The 22156-nt window shown below is 52.4% G+C and carries 19 protein-coding genes; all 19 read left to right on the forward strand.

The window, feature by feature from the left end; all coding sequences use genetic code 11:
- Positions 1-831: 5-deoxy-glucuronate isomerase (iolB, locus tag AK2_RS15200; RefSeq protein WP_369406158.1), on the forward strand; the 831-nt coding region annotated here is incomplete at its 5' end.
- Positions 832-868: 37 nt separating this feature from the next.
- Entirely contained in the window at positions 869-1882 is a 1014-nt protein-coding gene (locus AK2_RS15205; protein WP_067936537.1) for a LacI family DNA-binding transcriptional regulator, read from the forward strand.
- Between the two features lie 246 nt (positions 1883-2128).
- On the forward strand, positions 2129-3175 hold the full coding sequence (locus AK2_RS15210; protein ID WP_083521276.1) for a LacI family DNA-binding transcriptional regulator: 1047 nt from the start codon (positions 2129-2131) through the stop codon (positions 3173-3175).
- 243 nt (positions 3176-3418) lie between these two features.
- Positions 3419-4594, forward strand: a complete 1176-nt coding sequence (locus AK2_RS15215) for a thiolase family protein (protein ID WP_067936544.1) — start codon at positions 3419-3421, stop codon at positions 4592-4594.
- 11 nt (positions 4595-4605) lie between these two features.
- The gene (locus AK2_RS15220) at positions 4606-6204 is read left to right on the forward strand and encodes an acyl CoA:acetate/3-ketoacid CoA transferase (protein WP_067936547.1); all 1599 of its coding nucleotides are present in this window, start codon (positions 4606-4608) and stop codon (positions 6202-6204) included.
- Positions 6188-6925 (forward strand): 3-oxoacyl-ACP reductase FabG, encoded by a 738-nt coding sequence (fabG, locus tag AK2_RS15225; RefSeq protein ID WP_067936551.1) that lies wholly within the window; start codon positions 6188-6190, stop codon positions 6923-6925. The genes AK2_RS15220 and fabG overlap by 17 nt, the downstream gene beginning before the upstream one ends.
- Positions 6926-6947: 22 nt before the next feature.
- Complete coding sequence (locus tag AK2_RS15230) at positions 6948-7691, forward strand: N-acyl homoserine lactonase family protein (RefSeq protein ID WP_067936555.1); 744 nt, start codon at positions 6948-6950, stop codon at positions 7689-7691.
- Between the two features lie 20 nt (positions 7692-7711).
- Positions 7712-8899, forward strand: a complete 1188-nt coding sequence (locus tag AK2_RS15235; RefSeq protein WP_067936558.1) for an ABC transporter substrate-binding protein — start codon at positions 7712-7714, stop codon at positions 8897-8899.
- Between the two features lie 67 nt (positions 8900-8966).
- Positions 8967-10454 carry a sugar ABC transporter ATP-binding protein gene (locus tag AK2_RS15240; protein ID WP_067936563.1) on the forward strand — a complete coding sequence of 496 codons (1488 nt, stop codon included), beginning with the start codon at positions 8967-8969 and terminating at the stop codon, positions 10452-10454.
- The gene (locus AK2_RS15245; RefSeq protein ID WP_067936566.1) at positions 10455-11390 is read left to right on the forward strand and encodes an ABC transporter permease; all 936 of its coding nucleotides are present in this window, start codon (positions 10455-10457) and stop codon (positions 11388-11390) included.
- Positions 11391-11393: 3 nt separating this feature from the next.
- A complete protein-coding gene (locus tag AK2_RS15250; protein WP_083521277.1) occupies positions 11394-12401 on the forward strand; it encodes an ABC transporter permease in 1008 nt (335 codons plus the stop codon).
- 30 nt (positions 12402-12431) lie between these two features.
- Positions 12432-13961, forward strand: coding sequence for an acyl CoA:acetate/3-ketoacid CoA transferase (locus AK2_RS15255; RefSeq protein ID WP_067936600.1), 1530 nt, complete (start codon positions 12432-12434; stop codon positions 13959-13961).
- Entirely contained in the window at positions 13958-14833 is an 876-nt protein-coding gene (locus tag AK2_RS15260) for a 3-hydroxyacyl-CoA dehydrogenase family protein (RefSeq protein WP_067936573.1), read from the forward strand. Before AK2_RS15255 ends, AK2_RS15260 begins: the two co-directional genes overlap by 4 nt.
- 301 nt (positions 14834-15134) lie before the next feature.
- On the forward strand, positions 15135-16322 hold the full coding sequence (locus AK2_RS15265; protein ID WP_067936577.1) for an ROK family protein: 1188 nt from the start codon (positions 15135-15137) through the stop codon (positions 16320-16322).
- 160 nt (positions 16323-16482) lie between these two features.
- Positions 16483-17865 carry an ABC transporter substrate-binding protein gene (locus AK2_RS15270; protein ID WP_067936580.1) on the forward strand — a complete coding sequence of 461 codons (1383 nt, stop codon included), beginning with the start codon at positions 16483-16485 and terminating at the stop codon, positions 17863-17865.
- Between the two features lie 53 nt (positions 17866-17918).
- Entirely contained in the window at positions 17919-18899 is a 981-nt protein-coding gene (locus AK2_RS15275) for a carbohydrate ABC transporter permease (protein ID WP_083521279.1), read from the forward strand.
- The gene (locus tag AK2_RS15280; RefSeq protein ID WP_067936584.1) at positions 18896-19762 is read left to right on the forward strand and encodes a carbohydrate ABC transporter permease; all 867 of its coding nucleotides are present in this window, start codon (positions 18896-18898) and stop codon (positions 19760-19762) included. The genes AK2_RS15275 and AK2_RS15280 overlap by 4 nt, the downstream gene beginning before the upstream one ends.
- 49 nt (positions 19763-19811) lie before the next feature.
- Entirely contained in the window at positions 19812-20753 is a 942-nt protein-coding gene (locus AK2_RS15285) for a sugar phosphate isomerase/epimerase family protein (RefSeq protein WP_067936588.1), read from the forward strand.
- Between the two features lie 49 nt (positions 20754-20802).
- On the forward strand, positions 20803-21990 hold the full coding sequence (locus AK2_RS15290) for a Gfo/Idh/MocA family protein (RefSeq protein WP_067936592.1): 1188 nt from the start codon (positions 20803-20805) through the stop codon (positions 21988-21990).
- Positions 21991-22156 lie beyond the last annotated feature (166 nt).

Raw genomic sequence — 22156 nt, forward strand, 5'->3', positions numbered from 1 at the left:
GCGATTGCAATGAATGGAAGAGCCGTTTCAATGAGCAATCTCATCGTCCGCCCGCAACCTACACCCGATGGCAAGGGCGAGTGGCTGTCCCTGACGCCCGAGTCCGTAGGTTGGAAGTATGTGCACTTTGAAGTCCGGCCGTTATCTGCCGGGCAGACGTTCCATATAGAAACCGGCGATCTCGAAGTCTGCATCGTCATTCTGTCCGGGAAGGTTCTCGCGTACACCAAGGGCTTTGAAACGCCCGTGATTGGGGGACGGAAGACCGTTTTTGAACGGATACCCCCCCATGCCCTCTATTTGACCACAGATGAGGTTTGTCGGATTGAGGCCGTGGAAGATGCGGAGCTGGCCATCTGCAAAGCCCCCGGGAAGGGAACTTACCCGAGCCGTGTGATCCGACCGGAAGACGTAAAAACGGAAACGCGCGGTCACGGTGCGATGGAGCGGTACATTCAAAACATCCTTGCCGATACGGACGCGGCGGACAGCTTGCTCGTGGTGGAAGTATACACACCAAACGGGAACTGGTCGAGCTATCCTCCCCACAAGCATGACGAAGACAACTTGCCGCACGAGGCGTATCTGGAAGAAACCTATTACCACCGGATAAATCCAGCGCACGGATTCTGCATCCAGCGAGTCTACGACGAAGAGAGGGGATTTGATGAGACCGTAGTCGCTCGCAACGGAGAGGTGGTTCTCGTTCCCCGGGGGTATCATATGGTTGGAGCCCCTCCCGGATATGATCTATACTATCTGAATGTAATGGCAGGTCCGACTCGTACATGGGTGTTTCAACGCGATGCGAAGCACACATGGATAAAGTAGTTCGATTGGGGCATTGAACCTACAAGGAGCATCTGGGATGAAGCCAACGATTTACGACGTGGCGGAGCGGGCCGGTGTGTCGATTTCCACCGTGTCGAAGGTCCTGAATGGTCGTGGCAAAATTGGGGAAGCGACCAAAGCGCGCATTTTTAAAGTGATGAAAGAATTGCAGTACCAACCCAACAATGCGGCCATGGCCCTGACCGGGAAATCGACGTATGTGTTAGGTATCGTCATCCCTGACTTGAACAACCCGTTTTTTGCCGCCATCTCGAAATCGGTGGAGTCGAATGCGCGTCAGGTCCATTACAGCTCGATCATTTGCAGCACGGATTACAATCCGCAGCGTGAGGAAGAGTACCTGGGATTGCTGAAAAGACAGATGGTGGACGGAATCATCATCGCCTCCGGATTCCAGGAGGATACCCATCTCGTGAAAATGGTGATTGAAGAAGAAATTCCGGTGGTACTTATTGCGCGCGACATCCCGGATATTCTTGTAGACACCGTATCCATAGACGATTTCATCGGCGGTCTCATAGCGACAAAACACCTTCTGGAGCTTGGCCACCAAAGAATCGGCGTAATTACGGAGCCATTGAAGTGCGGATGGGAACGGGTTCGAGGCTATCAGAGCGCGCTCCATGAATGGTCTATCCCAGTGGACGAAAGCCTGATAGTGAGTTCGGAATCGTCCATTGAGGCGGGCAGGGAGGCGGCAAACAAGCTGTTTAGCCGAGTGGACCCGCCCACCGCACTGTTTGCGACCAACGACTTGCTGGCGATTTCTGCCATCCAGGTCATTCGTGACAAAGGACTGCACGTTCCAGAAGATGTTTCTGTCGTCGGTTTCGACAACACCATTCTGGCCCACCTTGTCAATCCGGCCCTCACGACCGTATCCCAACCGATGACAGATATGGGCGCCCAGGCTGTCAACCTGTTGTTGGAGCAAATTCGCAACAAAGAACACACGCGAAAACGCGTCATTCTCATACCGGAACTGGTGGTTCGGGGTTCAACGGGGCCGCCGCACAAGGTTCCTCAATAACGCACTTCGCCGCAACATCAAGTACCAAACGGAAATGGGCGGTAAAAACGCTGCCGTCGTATTGACAGGATGCGTCCCGACCAGCCGACAACGGGTGGGTCGGGACCTTTTTCATTCCCTCATGGCGGAAATCGTTTGTCACGAACAAATGAGATTGTGAGAGTGCATTGACAATTAACTTTGGAGAATGTATAGTTGGGGCGTGGGCGTTTGGGATCGTTCCCAAAATTGAAGGTGTGAAGGTATATGGCAGGTCATCGCGAAGGACTCACCATCAATGAGATTGCCCGACTAGCAGGGGTATCGCGGTCGACTGTATCGCGAGTGTTGACCGGGCATCCCAATGTCAAGCCCCAAACGCGGAAATTGGTGGAGGAAGTTATTCGGAAGTCAAACTATCGACCCAACCCGATAGCTCAAGGATTGGTAAAAGGTAGTCTCAACATGATTGGACTGCTCGTTGGGGATATTCGTAACTCTTTTTATGCCGAGCTTGCCCGGGGAGTCGAAGATGTGGCCCATAAAGCCGGGTATATGGTCGTGTTCTTCAATTCAGACTACGACATCGACCGGGAATTGTTTTACCTCCAGGGGGCCCAGCAATTTGGTTTCAGTGGGTTGATTTTGATGTCAATCCTTGATGGGCAGGAGTTGGTGCCTGTTCTTCGTAACATAAAGTGTCCAATTGTCATGCTCAATCGTTATATGAGATCGTTTGAAACGGATGTAGTCATCGTCGACAATTTTCAAGGTGCTTATCTCGCGACGAAACATCTGATTGAACTAGGTCACACGCACATTGCGCATTTATCCGGACCAGCGCTGTCCACGGCCAGTCAAGAGCGCATTGCGGGATTCAAACAGGCCCTCCAAGATCACGGAATAAAATGTATGGAACGCGATATAGTGGAGGGGGATCTATTACTGGAGAGTGGGCGGCAATTTGCAGAGCGGTGGATTGCGCAATCGAATCGACCGACAGGGATATTTGTCGCTAATGACTTTATGGCCCTGGGAGTGATTGATGTATTTCTGCGGAAGGGAGTTAAGATACCTGATGATGTGAGCGTTGTCGGGTACGATGACCTGCCGTACGCGAGGGTGGCGCCGATTGACCTTACGACGGTGAGACAACCGCATTATCAAATGGGTGCGACCGCGATGGAGTTTTTATTGCAGCGAATTCGCGGCGAAGCTGAGTTCACGCAGCGCATCACCTTTATGCCAGAGTTGGTGGTTCGCTCAACGACAGCCCCGCCGCCAAAAGATGCTATGCAAGGCACAACCAGTTAATCATTTTCGCGAAGATGAAAAATATTGGCGGTTGATATGTTGGATCACGGTAAGCTCGACAATTTTGGGATCGATTCCAAATAGGGGGTGCCTAGTATGTTGTGAAATCTGTCGAATCACCGGTGGGTTGATTGTTCCCTGAAATTCAGTATACCCGGTAGCATGGTTAGGACAAGCGAATGAGACAGTGAATCTGTAAAGGTAATTTTGGAATCGTTCCCAATCGTAAAGGGGTTGATGATTATGCGTGAGGTTGTGATTGTCAGCGGTGTTCGCAGTGCAATCGGGACAATGGGCGGAAGTCTTGCAGATGTCCACCAGGCAGACTTGGGCGGCATGGTTTTTGCGGAAGCTGTGAAAAGGGCGGAACTGCCGCCAGAGTGCATCGACGAAGTGATTGTGGGGAATGTTGGCCAGGTCGCCGAAAGCGGATTCTTAGGCAGAATGGTGTCTCTCAAAGCTGGCTTTCCGTTAGAGACCACCGCCTATGCGGTCAACCGTCAGTGTGGATCCGGTCTTGAAGCCATCAATTCCGCTGTGTTGAAAATTCAATCCGGATACGCCGATGTGATTGTCGCGGGCGGGACAGAGAATATGAATCAGCTTCCGTATTATGTTCGGAAGGCGCGATTTGGGTACCGGTTCGGGCATGGGGAGTTCGAAGATGGTCTACTGACGATTTTAACGTGGCCGATGGGCCCGTATCCCAATGGAGTGACCGCCGAGAATTTGGCAAAGAAATTTGGGATCAGTCGGCGAGAACAGGATGAATGGGCAGTCTTGACGCAACAGCGCGCCGCGGCGGCAATTCAAGCCGGAAAATTTAAATCAGAAATTCTGCCGATTGAAGTGAAAAAGGGAAAATCCACGACATTGTTTGCGGTCGATGAACACCCAAGAGATGTCACATTGGATCAGCTGGCCAAGCTGAAACCAGCTTTTATAGAAGGTGGCACGGTCACGGCGGGAAACTCTTCCGGGATCAACGACGGGGCTGGCGCTGTCGTCTTGATGGGGGCGGACACAGCACAGAGGATGGGATTACAACCCTTGCTGAAGGTAAGAAGTTTTGCCGTTGCAGGGTGTGATCCGGCGACAATGGGTTATGGTCCGGTTCCAGCTACACAAATCGCTCTAAAGCGCGCTGGATTGTCGATTGGTGACATCGATCTCTTCGAATTAAATGAAGCGTTCGCGGTGCAAACCATTGTCGACATTCGCGAGCTGGGACTCGATATCGACAAGGTGAACGTGAATGGGGGCGCCATCGCGCTGGGCCATCCCATTGGGGCAACGGGAGGGATATTGACGGTCAAATTACTTTACGAGATGAAGCGCCGCAATGTTCAATTTGGGGCTGTCAGTATGTGTGTTGGCGGCGGTCAAGGGGTTACGACCATTTTTGAAAACTGTCAGTAGGGGTAGGCAGCATGCGTCCAAAATTTCTAAATGGGTCACAAGCCGCGGAACTCATCAAAGACGGAAATACTGTGTTGACGGTGGGTATGACTTTGGTCGGTGCTTCCGAAAGTGTACTGAAGCCACTGGAAGAAAGATTTTTGAAGACCGGACATCCCCGCGATTTGACACTTTTTCATGCTGCGGGTCAGTCTGATCGAGATCGGGGCATTCAACACTTCGCGCATGTCGGCATGACCAAACGAATCATTGGATCTCACTGGGGATTGGCTCCCAAATGGATGGAATTAATATCCAGAAATCAGGTGGAAGCGTATTGCATGCCCCAGGGTCAGGTGACGCACCTCTTGAGAGACATGGGGAGTGGTCTTAAAGGACATCTGTCCAAGGTAGGCCTCGGAACCTTTATCGATCCACGCATTGAGGGAGGGAAAATGAACGCGCGCACGCGCGAACTGCCGGATTTAATCGATGTCGTCCAGTTTCAAGGCGAAGAATATCTCTTTTATCACCAGGTGCCCATTGACGTCTGTTTGATTCGCGGCACGACCGCAGATGAGAACGGAAACATAACGTTTGAAGACGAAGCAATGAAACTGGAAGTGCTCCCAGCAGTGCTTGCCTCAAAGCGATTTGGCGGCATCGTCATCGTTCAAGTCAAACGTGTCGCGGCCAAGGGAACTCTTCATCCCAAACAGGTTGGGATCCCTGGGGTGTTCGTGGATGTGGTTGTCGTCTCTGACAATCCGGAAGCAGACCATCGACAAACCTCGAGTTTCTACTTTGATCCGGCATACAGCGGTGATATTCGTGTCCCGCTTGACACTATCGAACCTACCCCGCTGAGTGCGAGAAAGATCATCGCCCGCCGTGCCGCCATGGAATTAAAGCGAAACGCAATCATCAATTTAGGCACAGGTATACCAAATGACGAAATTGGCGGCGTGATAGTTGAAGAGGGATTGTCCGACGATATCCTCATCACCGTTGAGTCGGGGGTTTACGGCGGTGTTCCTTTGGGTGGAGTTGACTTCGGGATTGCCAAGAACATGGAGGCCTTGATTGAACATACCTCCCAGTTCGACTTTTACAATGGCACAGGGGTTGATTTCACTTTTATGGGTGTGGGTCAGGTGGACCGCCATGGAAATGTGAATTCAACGAAATTTTCTGGGCGTTCAACGGGTGCCGGGGGATTCATTGATATTACGCAGTTCGCCAAAAATGTGATCTTCTGTACAACATTCACGGTTCGTGGCCTGAAGGTCGACGTTTCAGACCAACGACTCATGATATGCAACGAAGGGTCTGAAAAGAAGTTTGTCAACGAAGTGGAACAAATTTCATTCAACGGGAGATTGGCGTTGGAAAGGGGGCAGCATGTTCTGGTCGTAACTGAGCGGGCTGTGTTTAAGTTGACGGACGAGGGTTGGGAGCTCGTGGAAATCGCGCCGGGTGTTGATTTGAACAAGGACATACTCGGTCAAATGGATTTCACGCCAAAAATTGCTGAAGACCTGAAACAGACCCATCCATCCGTCTATTTGCCCACGGCTTTTGGTTTAAGGGACTTTATAGAAAAGGGGAATCATTATGCGCTTACAAGATAAGATTTCGATTGTTACAGGCGCTGGCCGGGGAATTGGCCAAGGCATAGCGGTGAAGTTAGCCAAGGAAGGGGCAAAAGTAGCGGTTGTTGATGTCAGCGAAGAAAATGGCACCGCGACTGTCTCCCTGATCCGGGAGGCCGGGGGAGAAGCTGTTTTCGTACCGTGCGACATCGCAAAACAAGAAGAGGTGGATGCGCTATTTCAAACGGTGATAAAGGAATACGGAACTCTCGATGTCTTGGTTAACAATGCCGGGATTAATCGTGACGCCATGCTTCACAAGATGACACATGAACAATGGGAGCAAGTCATTTCGGTTAATCTCACGGGGACCTTCCATTGCGTGCAAGCTGCTGCCAAGCTCATGCGCGAAAAGCAGTCTGGCCGGATTATTAATATCGCCTCCGCCAGTTGGCTCGGCAATATTGGACAAGCCAATTACGCAGCTTCCAAGGCCGGTGTCGTGGGACTTTCCAAAACGGCCGCTCGAGAACTGGCTAAATACAACGTTACTGTGAATGCGATTTGCCCGGGATTCATTGATACCGAAATGACGAGAGGTGTTCCGGACAAGGTGTGGGACATCATGATCAGCAAAATTCCATTGGGACGGGCCGGGAAGCCGGAGGATGTGGCCAATCTAGTTGCGTTTTTGGCTTCCGACGAAGCCGAGTATATCACGGGTGAAGTTCTCAATGTTGGCGGTGGCATGGTTCTTTAGTCTATGAAACGGAGTGGGATGCATGATGCAAACGTGGAAGGTTATGGCGCTCAAAATGGGGGAATTGACCGTTGAAAAGTCCACGCTCACGTACAATCAGGATTTCGGACAATCCATGGTCATCCCCATGTGGGCAGTGGCCATCTACGGGGGTGGTTATAACATCCTCGTGGATACAGGAATTCACGATGCACAGTGGGTGCGGAATCACGTAGCTCCCTGCAGCCAGGAGGATGACGAACAGATTGTTACGGCATTGAAGGAAGGCCTGGGATGGGGGCCGGATGATGTCGATATTGTGATCAACACACACCTTCACTATGACCACTGCGGGAATAACAAAGTGTTTAAAAAAGCCCGTTTCATTGTGCAAGAAGCGGAGTGGGCGGCCGCGCATAGCCCCATTCCAAGCCAAGCAGGAATCTACTTGCCTGAACTTTTTGATTCTGTAGATTATTTTTCTTGGAATTTTGTCCAAGGTGACGCCGAAGTGGTTCCAGGCGTCAAGGTATTTCCCACTCCTGGTCATTCCGAAGGGCACCAATCCGTTCTGGTGAAAACGGAGGAAGGCCGGCTGTGCATCTCTGGAGATGTAGCCAATCTGCTTGTCAATATCAGGGAGAATATTCCGGCCGGAATATTGACCAGCACCAAAGACATCTTTTCCAGCATGCAGCGAGTACGGCAACTTGCCGATCGCATATTACCAGGTCATGAGCCGAGCATCCAAAAGTATCAGACCTGTGGGTTTCCATCACTCAAATGACATTTAGGGGGTACACACGCATGAAAAAGAAACTCTTGCTGTCCGCTGTAAGCGCTGTATTGGCCGCTCTCTCTGTGTCAGCTTGTGGAGCTTCTTCAAACCAGGGAACGTCGCAAGCAGGAAATTCTGAGAATGTCTCGACGGCAGGATCCGGGTCTACGCCAACCTGGGGTCACGGTAAAAAAAGCGGGTTCGTCATTGGCTTCGCCAACGGTTATTTCGGCAATACGTGGAGATCACAATTTGTGCAGGATGTCAAAAACGCCGCCAAGCCGCTCGAAGCGGATGGTACAATCAAGAGTCTACAAATTGCCAATTCCAATGCGGACGTTTCTCAACAAATCAGTCAACTCAATACAATGATCAACTCCGGCGTCGACGCTTTGATGATCGATCCGGTATCAGCGACGTCTCTCGGTCCAATCATTGCGAAGGCGAAGGCGAAAGGAATCCTTGTTGTCATCACGAATGACCCGGCGGCCTATTCCGGTACGTATGCCGTCGTCGGCAACAATGATGCGTTCTGGAGAATTCAAGCCGAATGGATTGCGAATCAATTAAAGGGCAAAGGACAAATCGTCGAAATCACGGGGCTATCCGGGAACACTGCAGACACCATTCGTCAAAATGCTGCAAAAGACGTTTTGAGCAAATACCCGAATATCAAAGTTCTTGCCTCTGTGCCCGGCAAGTGGGATGAAGCGACTGCTCAGTCCTCCATGTCCACGTTGCTGTCAACGTACAAAAATATCGACGGAATTTTGGAGCAGGACGTTATGGCTGAAGGCGTTCTCAGGGCCTATGAGGATGCGAATGCAACGCCACCAGTGATGACAGGGGACTATACTTTCGGATTCCTGCGTAAATGGAATTCAATGCTAAATCTGGATTCCATAGGTGTATCGTATGCGCCCGGAGTTGGTGCGGACGCTCTTGAATTCACGATTGACCTTTTGAAGGGGAAAAAGTTGAAGTCCGATTCACTCCAACCAAACCCGTTAAATCCGAATCTGAAAAATACGATTCTGATTGATCCGCCCTATGTGGTCACGAAAAATGCCGATCCCAGTGCACCGTGGATGAAGAACTTGAAATTTACAAAGTCGATCAGTCTGGAGGAAGCTGTGAAGCTTGGCAAGGGCAAACCCGACGGTGCCGCACTGGATGCTTTCCTCACGCAGAAGCAGGTGGACTCGTTCTTTCAATAAATAGAATATCGTGGCCGTGCAGGCTGCTTGGGGTAGCCTGCACGGCCAGTGAACAGGAGGGCCAAACGTGAATGCTCTTGAGTGTAGGCGCATTCAGAAATCTTTTGGTTCCGTAAATGCACTCTGTGATGCGAGCCTCTCCGTTCGGCCGGGGGAGATTCGAGCTATTCTGGGAGGAAATGGATCCGGAAAGAGCACGCTGGCCAAAATCCTTGGCGGTGTTGTTCGACCCAACCAAGGTGAAATCAAATTGTTTGATAAGACGTGTTCCATCCGTTCACCTCGCCATTCCAAGCGGCTGGGGATTGTCGTTACATCACAGGAATTAAGTTTATTTACAAATCACACTGTCGAAACGAATTTATTGATGTGCGACATTCCGCGTAGCATAGGCGTTTTTACGAACAGGGCAAAAGTCAAACATATCAGCCGCCAGGTGATGGACGAGCTGAACCTGTCACATCTCATCGGGAAGACCGTCGCCGAATTGGCTTCGAATGAGCAGTACATGGTTGAATTCGCAAAGGCGTTGATCCAAAAACCCAAGATTTTAATTGTTGATGAAATCACTTCGGCATTGTATCGCGAAGAGGTCGAATTGGTGAAACAGATGCTTTTTCGTTTGAAAGAAAACGGCACGGCAGTCTTGTTTATTTCGCACAGAATGGCTGAAATTTATTCCATCTGTGACTCGGTAACCATAATGCGTAATGGAGAGACGGTCGCTACCGTGGGGATTCAGGAGAAAAGCGAAAACGAGCTGCTGTCAATGATGAGTGGTCGTGACGTAACTGACGTCATCCATTCGCATACGGGTTCAGTGGCAATTGCGGATGGCCCTCCACTCTTGATGGCACCGCAACTTCGCCTATCCCGGTTTGGGACCCAATTTGATTTCCGTGTTCAACCAGGAGAATTTGTAGGTATAGCAGGGTTGCAGGGGCACGGTCAATCCGACTTGGTGCGTACCTTGTTCGGCATGAGAGGTCCGGTGCACTTGAAACTTGAGGGACAGGATTTGCATGTGTCGAGTCCTCGCAAGGCTGTTGCCGCACGCATGGCGTTTATTTCAGGGGATCGGGAAAAAGAAGGTGTCTTTTCAGTTCGCTCTCTTTCCGAAAACCTCGCCGCTGTCAAGGAGCTTGTGATAGGGCAAACGGGACTTGCCGCGGATGCGGTCCTGCGTGAACAAGGAGTGAAGTTCGCGAGTGCAAAACAACCGATTCGCACACTCAGTGGGGGCAACCAACAAAAGGTCGTGATTGGTCGATGGTTGGTTACAAATCCCAAAATTTTGTTGGCTGACGATCCCACTAAAGGCATCGATGTGCAGGCCAGGTTGGACGTGCACCACATGCTGTGCCGTTTAATCGAGAAAGGTTCGAGCGTCGTTTTCGTCTCCAGTGATGATGAAGAACTTGTACAACTGGCTCACATGGCGCCGTCGGCGCGAATCCTGGTCATGTATGAAGGGAACATCGTGCGAGTCTTGACAGGCTTAGATATCACGACAGAAAACATCATATCAGCTTCGGTGCCAAGAGGAGCGGTTTGAATGAATATTTTAAGATGGACAACGTTCCCCGTATTGGTGCTAGTGATTGTGATGGCCCTGATCAACTCCGTATTCACACCGGGATTTCTGACAATGTCTTCATTGTCTGGATTTCTTGGATCTTATGCTCCCTTGGTGTGTGCAGCGGTTGGTTCAGCCGTGGTCCTGTTCGGAGGGGGAATTGACATTTCTTTGGGTTCCATTGTCTGTCTGGTGAATGTCGTATTCATCACCATGCAGGGATACGGATGGAGCGTCTTCCCTGCAGCGGCGCTCGCCGTGTTGGTTGGTGTGGGAGTGGGTGCATTAAACGGATTCGTAATCGCGTTCCTGAGAGTGAATCCATTGTTGACAACATTTTCAACATCGTCGGTCGCTGCAGGTGTTGCCCTATGGATCATGCCAACCCCCGGTGGCCAAGCCTCGATGGACTTTGTCACCTGGTATAACGGAAATTGGCTAGGCATTCCGACGCCTGTCTACTTCATCGCCGTTGTGTGGCTTCTTTGGCTGTTTCTGTCCAAGACGCCTATTGGCATCTGGATCTACGCTCTGGGATGCGACGAGCGAAAGGCATTTGCCTCGGCCATTTCGGTTGCATGGCTCCAGTTTTTTACCTACGTGTTTGCTGCATTGGCGACCGGAATCGGCGCTATCGCACTTACGGGAAATGTTGGGAGCGGGGATCCGTTGGTCGGGCTGCCAATTTCACTCAATGCGATTGCCGCGTGTGTCATCGGGGGCATTTCTCTCATGGGTGGCCGTGGCGATTCTTTCGGCGCAATTTTAGGGGCATTATTCCTCGGGCTGGTTTCAACTACTGTGTTGGCTGCGCATGTACCGCCGTTTTACCAGGATCTCGTTTCGGGTGTCATCGTCCTGCTTGGCGTCATAGGATCTGTTTCCCTCTCGCGAAAATCAAAATTGGTTTCTTAGGAGGTGTTCAAACTGGTAGAACAGCAGGCAAAACGGATTGTAAGTGTTCCAAATAAGCGACTTCGTTGGTCGATAGTGCGAAACAACGTATACCTCCCGTCCGTCATCGCCAGTCTTGTGTTGCTTGGTTTAGGTCAAGTCATCAGCCCAGGTTTCGCTGATTTCAACAACATCGGCAATATCCTGGCGGTAGCGAGTATTTTAGCCATTGCTGCGGTTGGCCAAACAATGGTCATCGTATCGGGCGGCGAGGGAATTGACCTCTCTGTAGGTGCGGTCATGTCCATGGGCGCTCTGCTTGGAGCCAGTTTCATTCATGGCGAAGCCAGCCGTTTGCCAATCGCTGTCGTCTTACTTGTCCTGATTGGCGCAGCCATTGGTTATATCAATGGATTTGGAATTCAATGGGTTGGGATACCTCCGCTTGTCATGACGCTCATTATGACCTCGGTCGTGAATGGGTTTACGGTGGCCTACACGAAGGGGCAGCCATCGGGTGCCATCCCGAATGTTCTTTTGGCAGTCGGACAGCCGATAGTGGGGCCCGTCCGCTGGCTGTTGGTCTTGGCAATTGTCATCCTGGTCGCTTTCGGGATCATCATGAACAAAACGTCATACGGAAAGCGGTTGGTCCTTATCGGCAGCAATAGAAATGCAGCCTTGCTCTCGGGAATTTCCGTGCGTGGTACTGTCACCGTGACCTATATGATTTCCGGGGTTATCGGTGCCTTGGCTGGCTTGATCCTCGTCGGATACACGGGAAACGCCCAATTGCAAATGGCGAGCGACTACACGCTGCTGTCGATTGCGGCCGTCGTGATTGGTGGGACAAAGTTGGCCGGCGGCGAAGGGACGCTGGTTGGTGCAGCATTGGGGGCAATTGTTTTGACGATGCTGACCAGCGTCCTGGTGGCCGTCGGCCTCCCGCAGGGCGTTCGCGAACTTGTGCAGGGCTTGACTTTGCTCCTAATTTTGGTTGCCTACTCACGCGCACCACGGCTTCGGCAATAAGGGGTGACTGAATTGGAGTTCGTGAATCCAATGGATTTGGCGCGTATGATACCGGACGATGCCACGATTGCATTCGCAGGGTTTGGCGGTATGGGGCAATGTGACGCGGTTGTAAGAGCCATTCGTGACTCGTTTTTACAGTCAGGACATCCACGAAACCTGACTATTTTCCATGCGGCAGGACAATCGGATAGTACAAACGGGCTTGAGCATATCGCGTTGGAAGGGTTAATCTCTCGCATCATCGGCGGCCATTGGGGATTGTTGCCCAAGACGCGAACTTTGATTGAAAACAACCTTGTGGAAGCGTACTGTCTGCCACAGGGCCAGCTCACTCACTTATTTCGAACCATTGCCAACGGACTCCCTGGGCACTTTTCGCAAATTGGCATCGGGACGTTTGTGGATCCGAGAATTGAAGGTGGGAAATTTAACGAAAGGGCCAAACAAAGTGGTTATAGCCCCGTGGAACTCATCTCGATATTCGGGGAAGAGTACCTTTTTTACAAAGGCCTCTCGTTCGATTACGTCTTGATTCGAGGGACAGCGATTGATGAAAGGGGCAATGTGAGTACGAAGGAAGAACCGCTCAAACTTGAGCTCTTATCCGCTGCCCAAGCGGCAAGGGCAGGCGGTGGAAAGGTCATTGTGCAGGTAAAGCATCTTGTGCAGTATGGAACTATTCATCCGAAGGACGTCGTCATTCCTGGGTATCTCGTAGATTATGTCGTCATAGCGGACAATCCCGAACTGGATCACCGCCAGGTCCCGAATGCAGTGTATGATCCAAAGTATTCTGGAGATATACGCGTTCCGGTTGGGGATATCCCTAAGCTTCCACTCGATATACGCAAAATTATTGGCCGACGGGCGGTAAAGGAGTTGGGAAAAAACTCAATTGTCAATGTGGGCATCGGCATTCCTGGGGATGTGATTGGTCCGGTTAGCGCCGAGGAGGGCCTCCTCGACGATATGATTTTGACCGTCGAGTCGGGAGTGGTCGGCGGTGTTCCCGCTGGGAAAAACGAGTTTGGAATCACCGTGAATGCCGATGCCATCCTGGATCACGCCAGCCAGTTTGATCATTATCATGGCTGCGGTGTGGACGTCACATTTATGGGCGCAGCGGAGATCGATCAGGTTGGAAATGTGAATGTAAGCAAATTCGCGGGCCGCAAGGTCGGCTGCGGAGGATTCATCGATGTGACCCAACCCGCAAAGAAGGTCGTATTTTGTACGACTTTCACAAACGGGGGGCTTCATGTGACTGTGGACAATGGAAACCTCAAGATAGTCCATGAAGGGAGAAACAAAAAATTTGTTAACCGCGTGGCTCAGATTACGTTCAGCGGAAGTTACGCGTCTCGGCTTCAAAAACCAGTTTTGTACGTAACAGAGCGGGCTGTTTTCGAATTAGGCAAGGAGGGCATGGTTCTGACCGAAATCGCCCCCGGGGTTGACCTGGAGAAGGACATCCTTGAACAGATGGAGTTTAGACCTGTCATTTCGCCGAGTCTGAAATTGATGGATGAAGGCATCTTTCGGGAGAAGATTGAATGATGGTGGACAAAATCATGATCGTGGGTTCGGGGATCATGGGCAGCGGCATCGCACAAGTGGCCCTTGAAGCCGGATATCCTGTGGTATTGGTGGACGTGTCTGAAGACAGGGTGGAGAACGCTGTGCGTTCCATTCAAAAGCGGTTAGAGAGAAAAGTGGCGAGAGATATGCTCTCTACGGAACAAATGCGATCGTACATGAACCGCCTTGTGCCGTCCATCAGCTATTCCGCGGGTGCCGATGCAGATGTCGTGATCGAAGCCGTAAACGAGGATACGGATATAAAGATGCAAGTGTTCAAGATGCTTGATGACGTCTGCCATCCGGCTACCATCTTATGTTCGAACACGTCTACGATTTCTATCACCTTGCTGGCAAGTGCGACGAAGCGTCCTGAGCAGGTGATAGGGATGCACTTCTTCATTCCTGCGCCGGTTATGAATTTGGTGGAGGTGATCAAGGGACTGCGAACTTCGCAAGCGACGTTCAATACTGTCGTCGAGCTCGCGAGGACGTTTAACAAGACCCCGATAAAGGCTCCTGACTCGCCCGGATTTACGGTGAACCGGATTTTTGTCCCGATGTGGAACGAGGCGATGTTTATGGTCATGGAAGGAGAGGATCCTCAAGATGTGGATACCGCCATGAAGCTCGGAGCCAACCTGCCAATGGGTCCGTTGGAACTTGCAGATTTCGCGGGGCTGGATACGGTCTTGGGAGTCATGGAAGTATTGCATAAGAATTTTGGGGATCCAAAGTACAGGCCATGTCCATTACTCCGAAAGATGGTTCACGCTGGATTTTTGGGGCGCAAGACTGGACGGGGATTCTATAATTACAACAATTGTCTTCAAGGCCATCTGAATACCTGAATACGTCAAAAGCCCCGCCAGACGGCGGGGTTTTCAACTTGCCGAAGAATGAACGGAGGGGCATCCGGTGATGCCTTGCCTGTCTTGTTTTTCAGTGGCAGGTCTTTGCTTGGTGCTTACTTGAGAAAACAAACACCTCATCGAGACAGAAGGATTTATTTTCAGAATATAAAGCAAGCATATTGGTCAATGTTCGTTTTTGGGACTCACTGGAATTGTGGGTGCCAACCTATTTGTATTACCATGTAAACCAATTCAACGGTTTGCGAAAACCAATCGAGGGACCCGAGGACTGATATCTATGTTCGTCAGGCAAGGCTGGGAGGTCATACCGACCAGAGAATACAATAAACGGGTTGTACTGGACTTGATTCGGACTCGGTACCCGATTTCAAGAACCCAGATTGCCGAGATTACACACTTAAACAAGGCGACGATCTCTTCCATCGTAAGTGAATTTATATCAAAAGGCGTGGTGGCGGAGATTGGAAATGCCACTTCCGCGGTGGGGCGGCGCCCAATCCTGCTGGGATTTGTGCCCGACAGCGCCTATGTCATTGGTCTCGTGGTTTACGTGGACTACATCCATGTGGCCCTGACCAACCTAGAAGGACAAATCGTCTGGGAGTTAAAACGGGAATTGAATAATACCAGTACGGACGAGGTTTTAACCAGCGTGGTGGGTTGTATCCACGAGGCTCTGAGCCAGGATGCCGGTTCTTCGTTGGGCGTGGTGGCCATCGGGGTTGGAGTGCCGGCCCTGGTTGATTTTGAAAGCGGTACCATCGTTCACAGCCCCAACCTTCAGCTGAGTTCCATCAATCTAAAGCAATACTTGGAAATGGAGTTTTCGATCCCTGTCTTCGTGGACAATTCCGCCAACGTGGCCGCATTTGGGGAGAAGTTGTTCGGTGTTGCCAAGCGGTTTCGACACTTTGTGTATGTCAGCGTTTCCACTGGCATCGGCGTGGGCATCTTCATGAACGGCCAGCTGCAGCGGGGAGCCGCAGGCTTCGCCGGGGAACTGGGGCACATGGTCGTGGAGCCGCGTGGACTCAAGTGCTCGTGCGGCGGGACAGGGTGTTGGGAAATGTACGGATCGCTCAAGGCACTGTATAGACAGGTGGCGGACCATGTGCAAGACGTCATGCCAGAGTACCACCCGGATGTCCTCCATGCTGTGGTTCAGGCCGCGCAAGCAGAGGACACCTGGGCCCTTGAGGGACTGTATTACATCGCGTACTACTTGGGAATCGGCATATCAAATATTGTAAATATATTCAATCCCGAGGCTATCATCATTGGCAACAAGATTACACCGCTGGCCAGGTGGATCCGCCCTATGGTGGAGACAGCTTTACAGACTCGATGCTCGGCGAAACTGGTGGATCAGCTGAACCTCATTGTGTCCGACAACGGGGAAAACACGGTGGTCATTGGGGCCGCATCTCTGGGAATCGACGGGTTTATGGAGCAGATCACCCGATAGCTTTGGCGCGCAGGGCAGGGAAGACACCATAGCAATAGCCAACCAGTCTGCGACTGCGGAAGGGGGCCTCTGGATGACGGATCTGATTATGTGAATCTGCTTTTTCAGTAGTTTAATTCAAAATAATTAAAATTAAATGTTGTTTAAGGGGGAACGAAGGATGAGCAAAGCATCGAACAGAGCAAAACTCTTGAGCGCAGTCGCGATGGTGGCCCTCGGGACGACCGTGTCGGCATGTGGCTCCCAGTCCAATACCAGCAGCACGCAAGAGAATACAGCGGGCCATGCAACTTCCATGACGCTGACCATATTTACGTCCAAATACACGGCGAATCCGCAGGCCCAGGAACAATTCCTGAACAAGTTGGCTAGTCAATTCGAGCAGAAGAACCCAGGCATCAAAATTCAATTCACCTATTACGATTCAGCCTCTCAGGAGAACACGACCCTGCAAACCTCGCTGGCAACCCAACAGGGGCCTGACATCTTCGACATCGGGACAACGTTTGTACCCACGGCTTACGCCATGAATGGGTTCCACGTGTTGAGCAAACAAGATTGGGACAAGATTGGGGGGCTGCAGAAGTTCTTTCCCGCTCAGCTGAAAATGTCGGGTCCTGGTTCAGGTCATTACATCGCCGTTCCCTGGGAAATGGTCCCGTTTGGGCTTGTTTACAATAAGAAGCTCTTCAAGGAGGCGGGCATTCAGTCTCCTCCCCAGACATGGACGGAGTTTGTGAAAGACGCGCAAAAGCTGACAAATCCGGCCAAGAATCAATGGGGCACAGCGATAGACCCGGCCGATTCCTTCGACCCTTGGCATGTCGGCTGGGTCTTGACCAAGCAGTTCGGCGGTGACTTTGTCAGTGCGGATTTGAAACGGGCGACACTCGATTCGGAAGCGGCCGTTAAGGGTTTAACTTTTTGGTTTGACTGGGTGCAAAAGTACAAGATAGCCTCGCCCAATGATATGACCAACAAGGGTACTGATGAACTTCGCGCGTTTGAGAATGGCCATGCGGCCATGCTCGTGATGCAGGGGACCTCACTCATCCCATCCTTGGAGTCGTCCGCCGTGAAGGATGATTATGCATTCGCCCCCATGCCGACGATTCCTTACGGCATGAACGCGTTGCCTCAAGGCGGAGTACCTGTCCAGACTTTCGTGTCTGGCAACGATTTCGTCATTCCCAAGTACGTGACTGGAGAGCGGTATCAGGCTGCGCTGAAATGGATTAAGTTCTTCACCGATGTGCCGCAGCAAAACGAGATGTACAACGTATATGGCCAAATGCCCGTGAATGTAAACGCGTACAAGAACAACCCTGAACTCAACACGCCGGTCATCAAGGCTTTCGTTGCAGCGGAGAACCACGCGTACCCCATTCCTTTTACACCGGCGTGGGGCAACATTGAGGTGGTTTACGGCGGCGTGTCCAACAAAATCGCCAATGCAATCGCAACCCATTCGTACCATGACGGCGACATTTCGGCTGCCCTGAAAGCTGCCAATCAACAAGCCCAATCTTCGCTGCAGCAATGAGGCTTTGGTTATCCTGGATGAAGTTTCGTCATGGGTGAGGAGGGATGGAGACAATGTCCAGTCCGCAGGTGCCGCTTGACACCGTTGGTACGGCGTATACGACGGCACCCCCCGGTGCCGTGCGTCGAAAGCGCATGTCCATGTGGCAGAGGCCCCCATACTGGATGATGCTTCCCAGTGTGGCGTTGCTGCTGATTATCGTGGTTGCGCCTTTTGCCGTGAGTGTATACGCGAGTCTGACGAAGCTCAATCAGTACACGATAGCCCACTGGACCAGCGCCCCGTTCGTCGGATTGGAGAATTACGCGGACGCTTTTCGCCAGGGGAATGCGCTGGGAGCTTCCGCACTACAGAGCGTTTGGGTGAGTGTCTCGTTCTCCGTGGCCACGACCATTCTCATCACACCCATCGGCATCATCGCCGCTCTGCTTGTCAACAAGCCGTTTCGTGGCCGGCGGTGGGTCAGAACTCTGTTCCTGGTTCCCTATGTGATGCCGGTCTTTGTCAACGCGATAGTCTGGAGGATGCTGTTCATGAACGGCTGGGGACTGATTGACCAAGTCCTGGCCGGGTTGCACCTGGCCAACAAAGACACGTTCTGGCTTATCGGCCCCAGGAGTTTCTGGGCCATGGTGGTGGCCGATGTGTGGTCCTCATGGCCCTTTGTGTACCTCATGGTCTTGGCTGGCTTGCAGGGGATATCCAGCGATTTGTACGAATCCGCCAACATCGACGGCGCGTCGCCAGTCCGCGGTTTCTTTTCCATCACACTGCCTATGTTGCGGCCCGTGCTCGGACTCGCCCTGTTGTTGTCTACACTGAATCATTTCAATAATTTTACCTTGCCGTTTATCATGTTCGGGACTCCTCCATCGCCGCAGGCGGATGTGTTGCCACTGAACGTCTATATCACGTCCTTCCAGACGTTCAACTTTGGCCTTGGGGCGGCGATGTCCTTGATGACCTTGATTCTGATGATGATTCCAGCAGTGTTCTACATTCGGATGCTGCGCTTGGGGGAGGCCACATCATGAGCTATAGCATGTCGGCACAACAGAGGTTCTGGAACACGCTGAGAGCTGTCGGAATCGCCTTGATAGCCCTGTTTATCTTGATACCTCTTGCTTACATCGTCCTTATTTCGCTGACCCCGGACACACAAGTGGGCGGCGGCTCTCTGTGGCCCAGCCACTGGGCGTTTGAAAACTATGCAAAGATGTGGCCAACCGTGCACCTGGCGCAGGGAATCCGCAACAGCGTCATCATCTCAGGCCTGGCTGGTCTCTTGGCTACACTGGTCGCGCTCGGTTCCGCATACGTTTTGGCCCGGTTTCAGTTCCGCGGGCGCAAGACCTTCATGCTATCGTTGATCACCATTCAGACGATCCCGTCCGTGATGCTGTTGCTGCCGTTGTTTGTGATCATTGTGGTCATACAAGACGCCATATCCATTCACCTTGTCGGACGATACTTCACCATCATCCTCACGTATATGACGTTTGCTCTGCCCTTTGCCTGTTGGCTGCTGTATTCGTATATGTCGGGGATACCGGCGGACTTGGAAGAGGCAGGCTTTGTGGACGGATGCACTCGTCTCCAGGTTGTGAGATACGTTGTCTTTCCGCTGTTGTTGCCGGGGATGGTCGTCACATTTGTCTTTTCCTTTTTGCTCGCGTGGGGCGATGTCCTGTTTGCCAGCGTGTTGACCTCTGCCGAGACGCACACGGTGGCCGTGAGCTTGCAAGCTTATGTGTCTTCTGGAGAGTCGGGAGGTGATGTGTATTGGGGACAGCTCATGGCGGCCAGCCTGACCAGCGGGTTACCGATCATGGTTATCTTCCTGATATTCCAGAAGTATATCATCGGCGGATTGGCCAGTGGGGCGGTGAAAGGGTAAACTTCGCCCGGCTAGGTCATGGAGGCGGTTGACAAGGGAGGTGGGCGCCATGGTCACTCATCCTTTGGCCTTCACATTGCTGCCGGCAGAGATGGATTGCCAATGGAACCGGGCGAAACTTTTGGATCACTCCACACGAGACGAGGTGTTGAACATGAAAGTGGCGTATTCCAATCTGGCCTGCCCGGAATGGTCAGTGGAGGAAGTCTTTGAAAACGCGGCGCGCTACGGGTATCAAGGGGTGGAACTGAGGCTCCTGCATGGAGACGTCATCCCGGCGGACGTCGATGCGGCGGAAGCGAAGCTCATCGCCGACGCAGCCAGAACGAGAGGGATTAAGATTGTGGGCATCGGCGCGTCCACGCGCTTTGCCATGGCGGACGAGGCGGAGCGGATGCAGAATGTAGCCGACCTGCTGCGGTACTTGGAGCTGGCGGATCGAATCGGGGCGCCGATGGTCCGCACGTTTGGCGGAACGGCTCCCCAGTTGGCCGATACGACTTCGATACGGGAGGTCAACCAGTGGGTGGCGGATGCGCTCCGCCAGGTGAGCCGCAGGGCGCAGGAGTTGGGGGTGTATGTGCTGTTGGAAACCCACGATGACTTCTCGTCCTCATTCCGGGTGGCCGAAGTGCTGCGCGCGGTCGACAGCCCCTACGTGAAAGCGTTGTGGGACACTCACCATCCTTACCGAATGGGAGAAACGGTGGAGACCACACTCAGCAACCTTCATGACTGGTTGCACCATGTCCATCTGAAAGACGCACGAAGAAAAGGGGAGGATTGGGAGTTGGTCCCGTTTGGCGAGGGGGAGGTGCCTGTCCAGGAGATTGTCCAGCAAGTCCTGAATGACGGTTATGATGGCTGGTTCTGTGTGGAGTGGGAACGAAAGTGGCACCCCGAAATTGCCGACGCCCACACGGCCTTGCCCAACCACCGGCAGGTGCTGGAGGGCTATTTTCAAGCCTATGAAAAGGCGCGTGCTCGGTGAGGGATGGGCGTTCCCCGACGTGATTCCATTCATGTGAGGAGCGATGAAGATGGCAACACCGGACAAGGTGAAAATGGGCGTGATTGGCTTGGGCAACATCGGCATGACGCATCTGCAGTACCTGCAGTCCATGCCCGGCGTCGAGCTGACGGCCGTGTGCGACGTAGATGGAGAAAAGGCCAAAGCGTGCGCGGACCGGTTTCGCGCGAAAGGGTATTTCGTGAACCATACGGATCTGATAGAACAGGCGGGAGTCGACGCCGTGATTGTGGCCGTGCCCCACTACGACCACACTCCCATTACCATCGAAACTCTGCACAATGGCATTCACACGCTGTGCGAAAAGCCGTTGGCGGTCCACGTGAACGCCGCTCAGAAAATGATAGCAGCGTATGAGGAAGTCAAACAGCGTCACCCGCATCTGGTCTTTGGCATCATGTTCCAGGAAAGGACGCTTCCCCTGTACCGAAAGTTGAAGGAGATTCTCGACAGCGGCGAACTGGGACGGCTGATGCGCGTTACCTGGATCAACACGGCCTGGTTTCGATCCCAGGCGTACTATGACAGCGGTGGTTGGCGAGCGACCTGGGCCGGGGAAGGGGGTGGCATCCTGACCAACCAGTGCCCCCACAACTTGGATATGTATCAATGGCTGTTCGGCCTCCCCGCCCGCATCAGCGGCCACGCGAACATCGGGAAGTATCACAACATTGAGGTGGAAGATGAGGTGACGGCTTACTTCGAACACGACAATGGCATGATTGGTCACTTCATCGTGAGCACAGCCGAATCCCCAGGAACCAACAGGCTGGAGGTGGTGGGGGAGAATGGAAAAATCGTGTGTGAAAGGTCTCGCATAATCCTGCAAAGGAATCGCGTGTCCACGCTTCAATTCTTGAAGGAGACGAAACAGGCTTTTGCAAATGTAGAAAGCGTTGAGACCGAGGTTCCGGTCGATTTCGGGCAGCCCTCCGGGCACGCCGTCGTCACACAGCGATTTGTGGACGCTATACGCACCGGATCATCCGACTTGGTGGCCCATGCGTCAGAGGGCCTCCGCGGCCTGACACTGGCCAACGGCATCATGCTGTCGTCGTGGAAGGGCGAGATGGTGAGCGTCCCGTTTGACGCCGACGAATACGAAGCGCTGCTTCAGGAACGCATTCGGACATCGCGGTTTGTGAAGCCAGCCAGCGCGGATGTCGTGGTGGACATGAAATCATCGTTCAGCGAGTAAAGGGGAAGGGAGACATGTGAAGGATTGAAGGAGGCTCGCTGTCTAGGAGCGTGTCCGAGTCATCGACGTAGGGACACGCTCTGGACTTTGCTCTCTGTGAATCGAAATGGTGAATCCTAAGACGCCACTTTGTTTCTGTGATATGTCATCACCAATGGCCTTGATC

Source organism: Alicyclobacillus kakegawensis NBRC 103104, from assembly GCF_001552655.1.
In the GTDB taxonomy this organism is placed as follows: Bacteria; Bacillota; Bacilli; order Alicyclobacillales; family Alicyclobacillaceae; genus Alicyclobacillus_G; species Alicyclobacillus_G kakegawensis.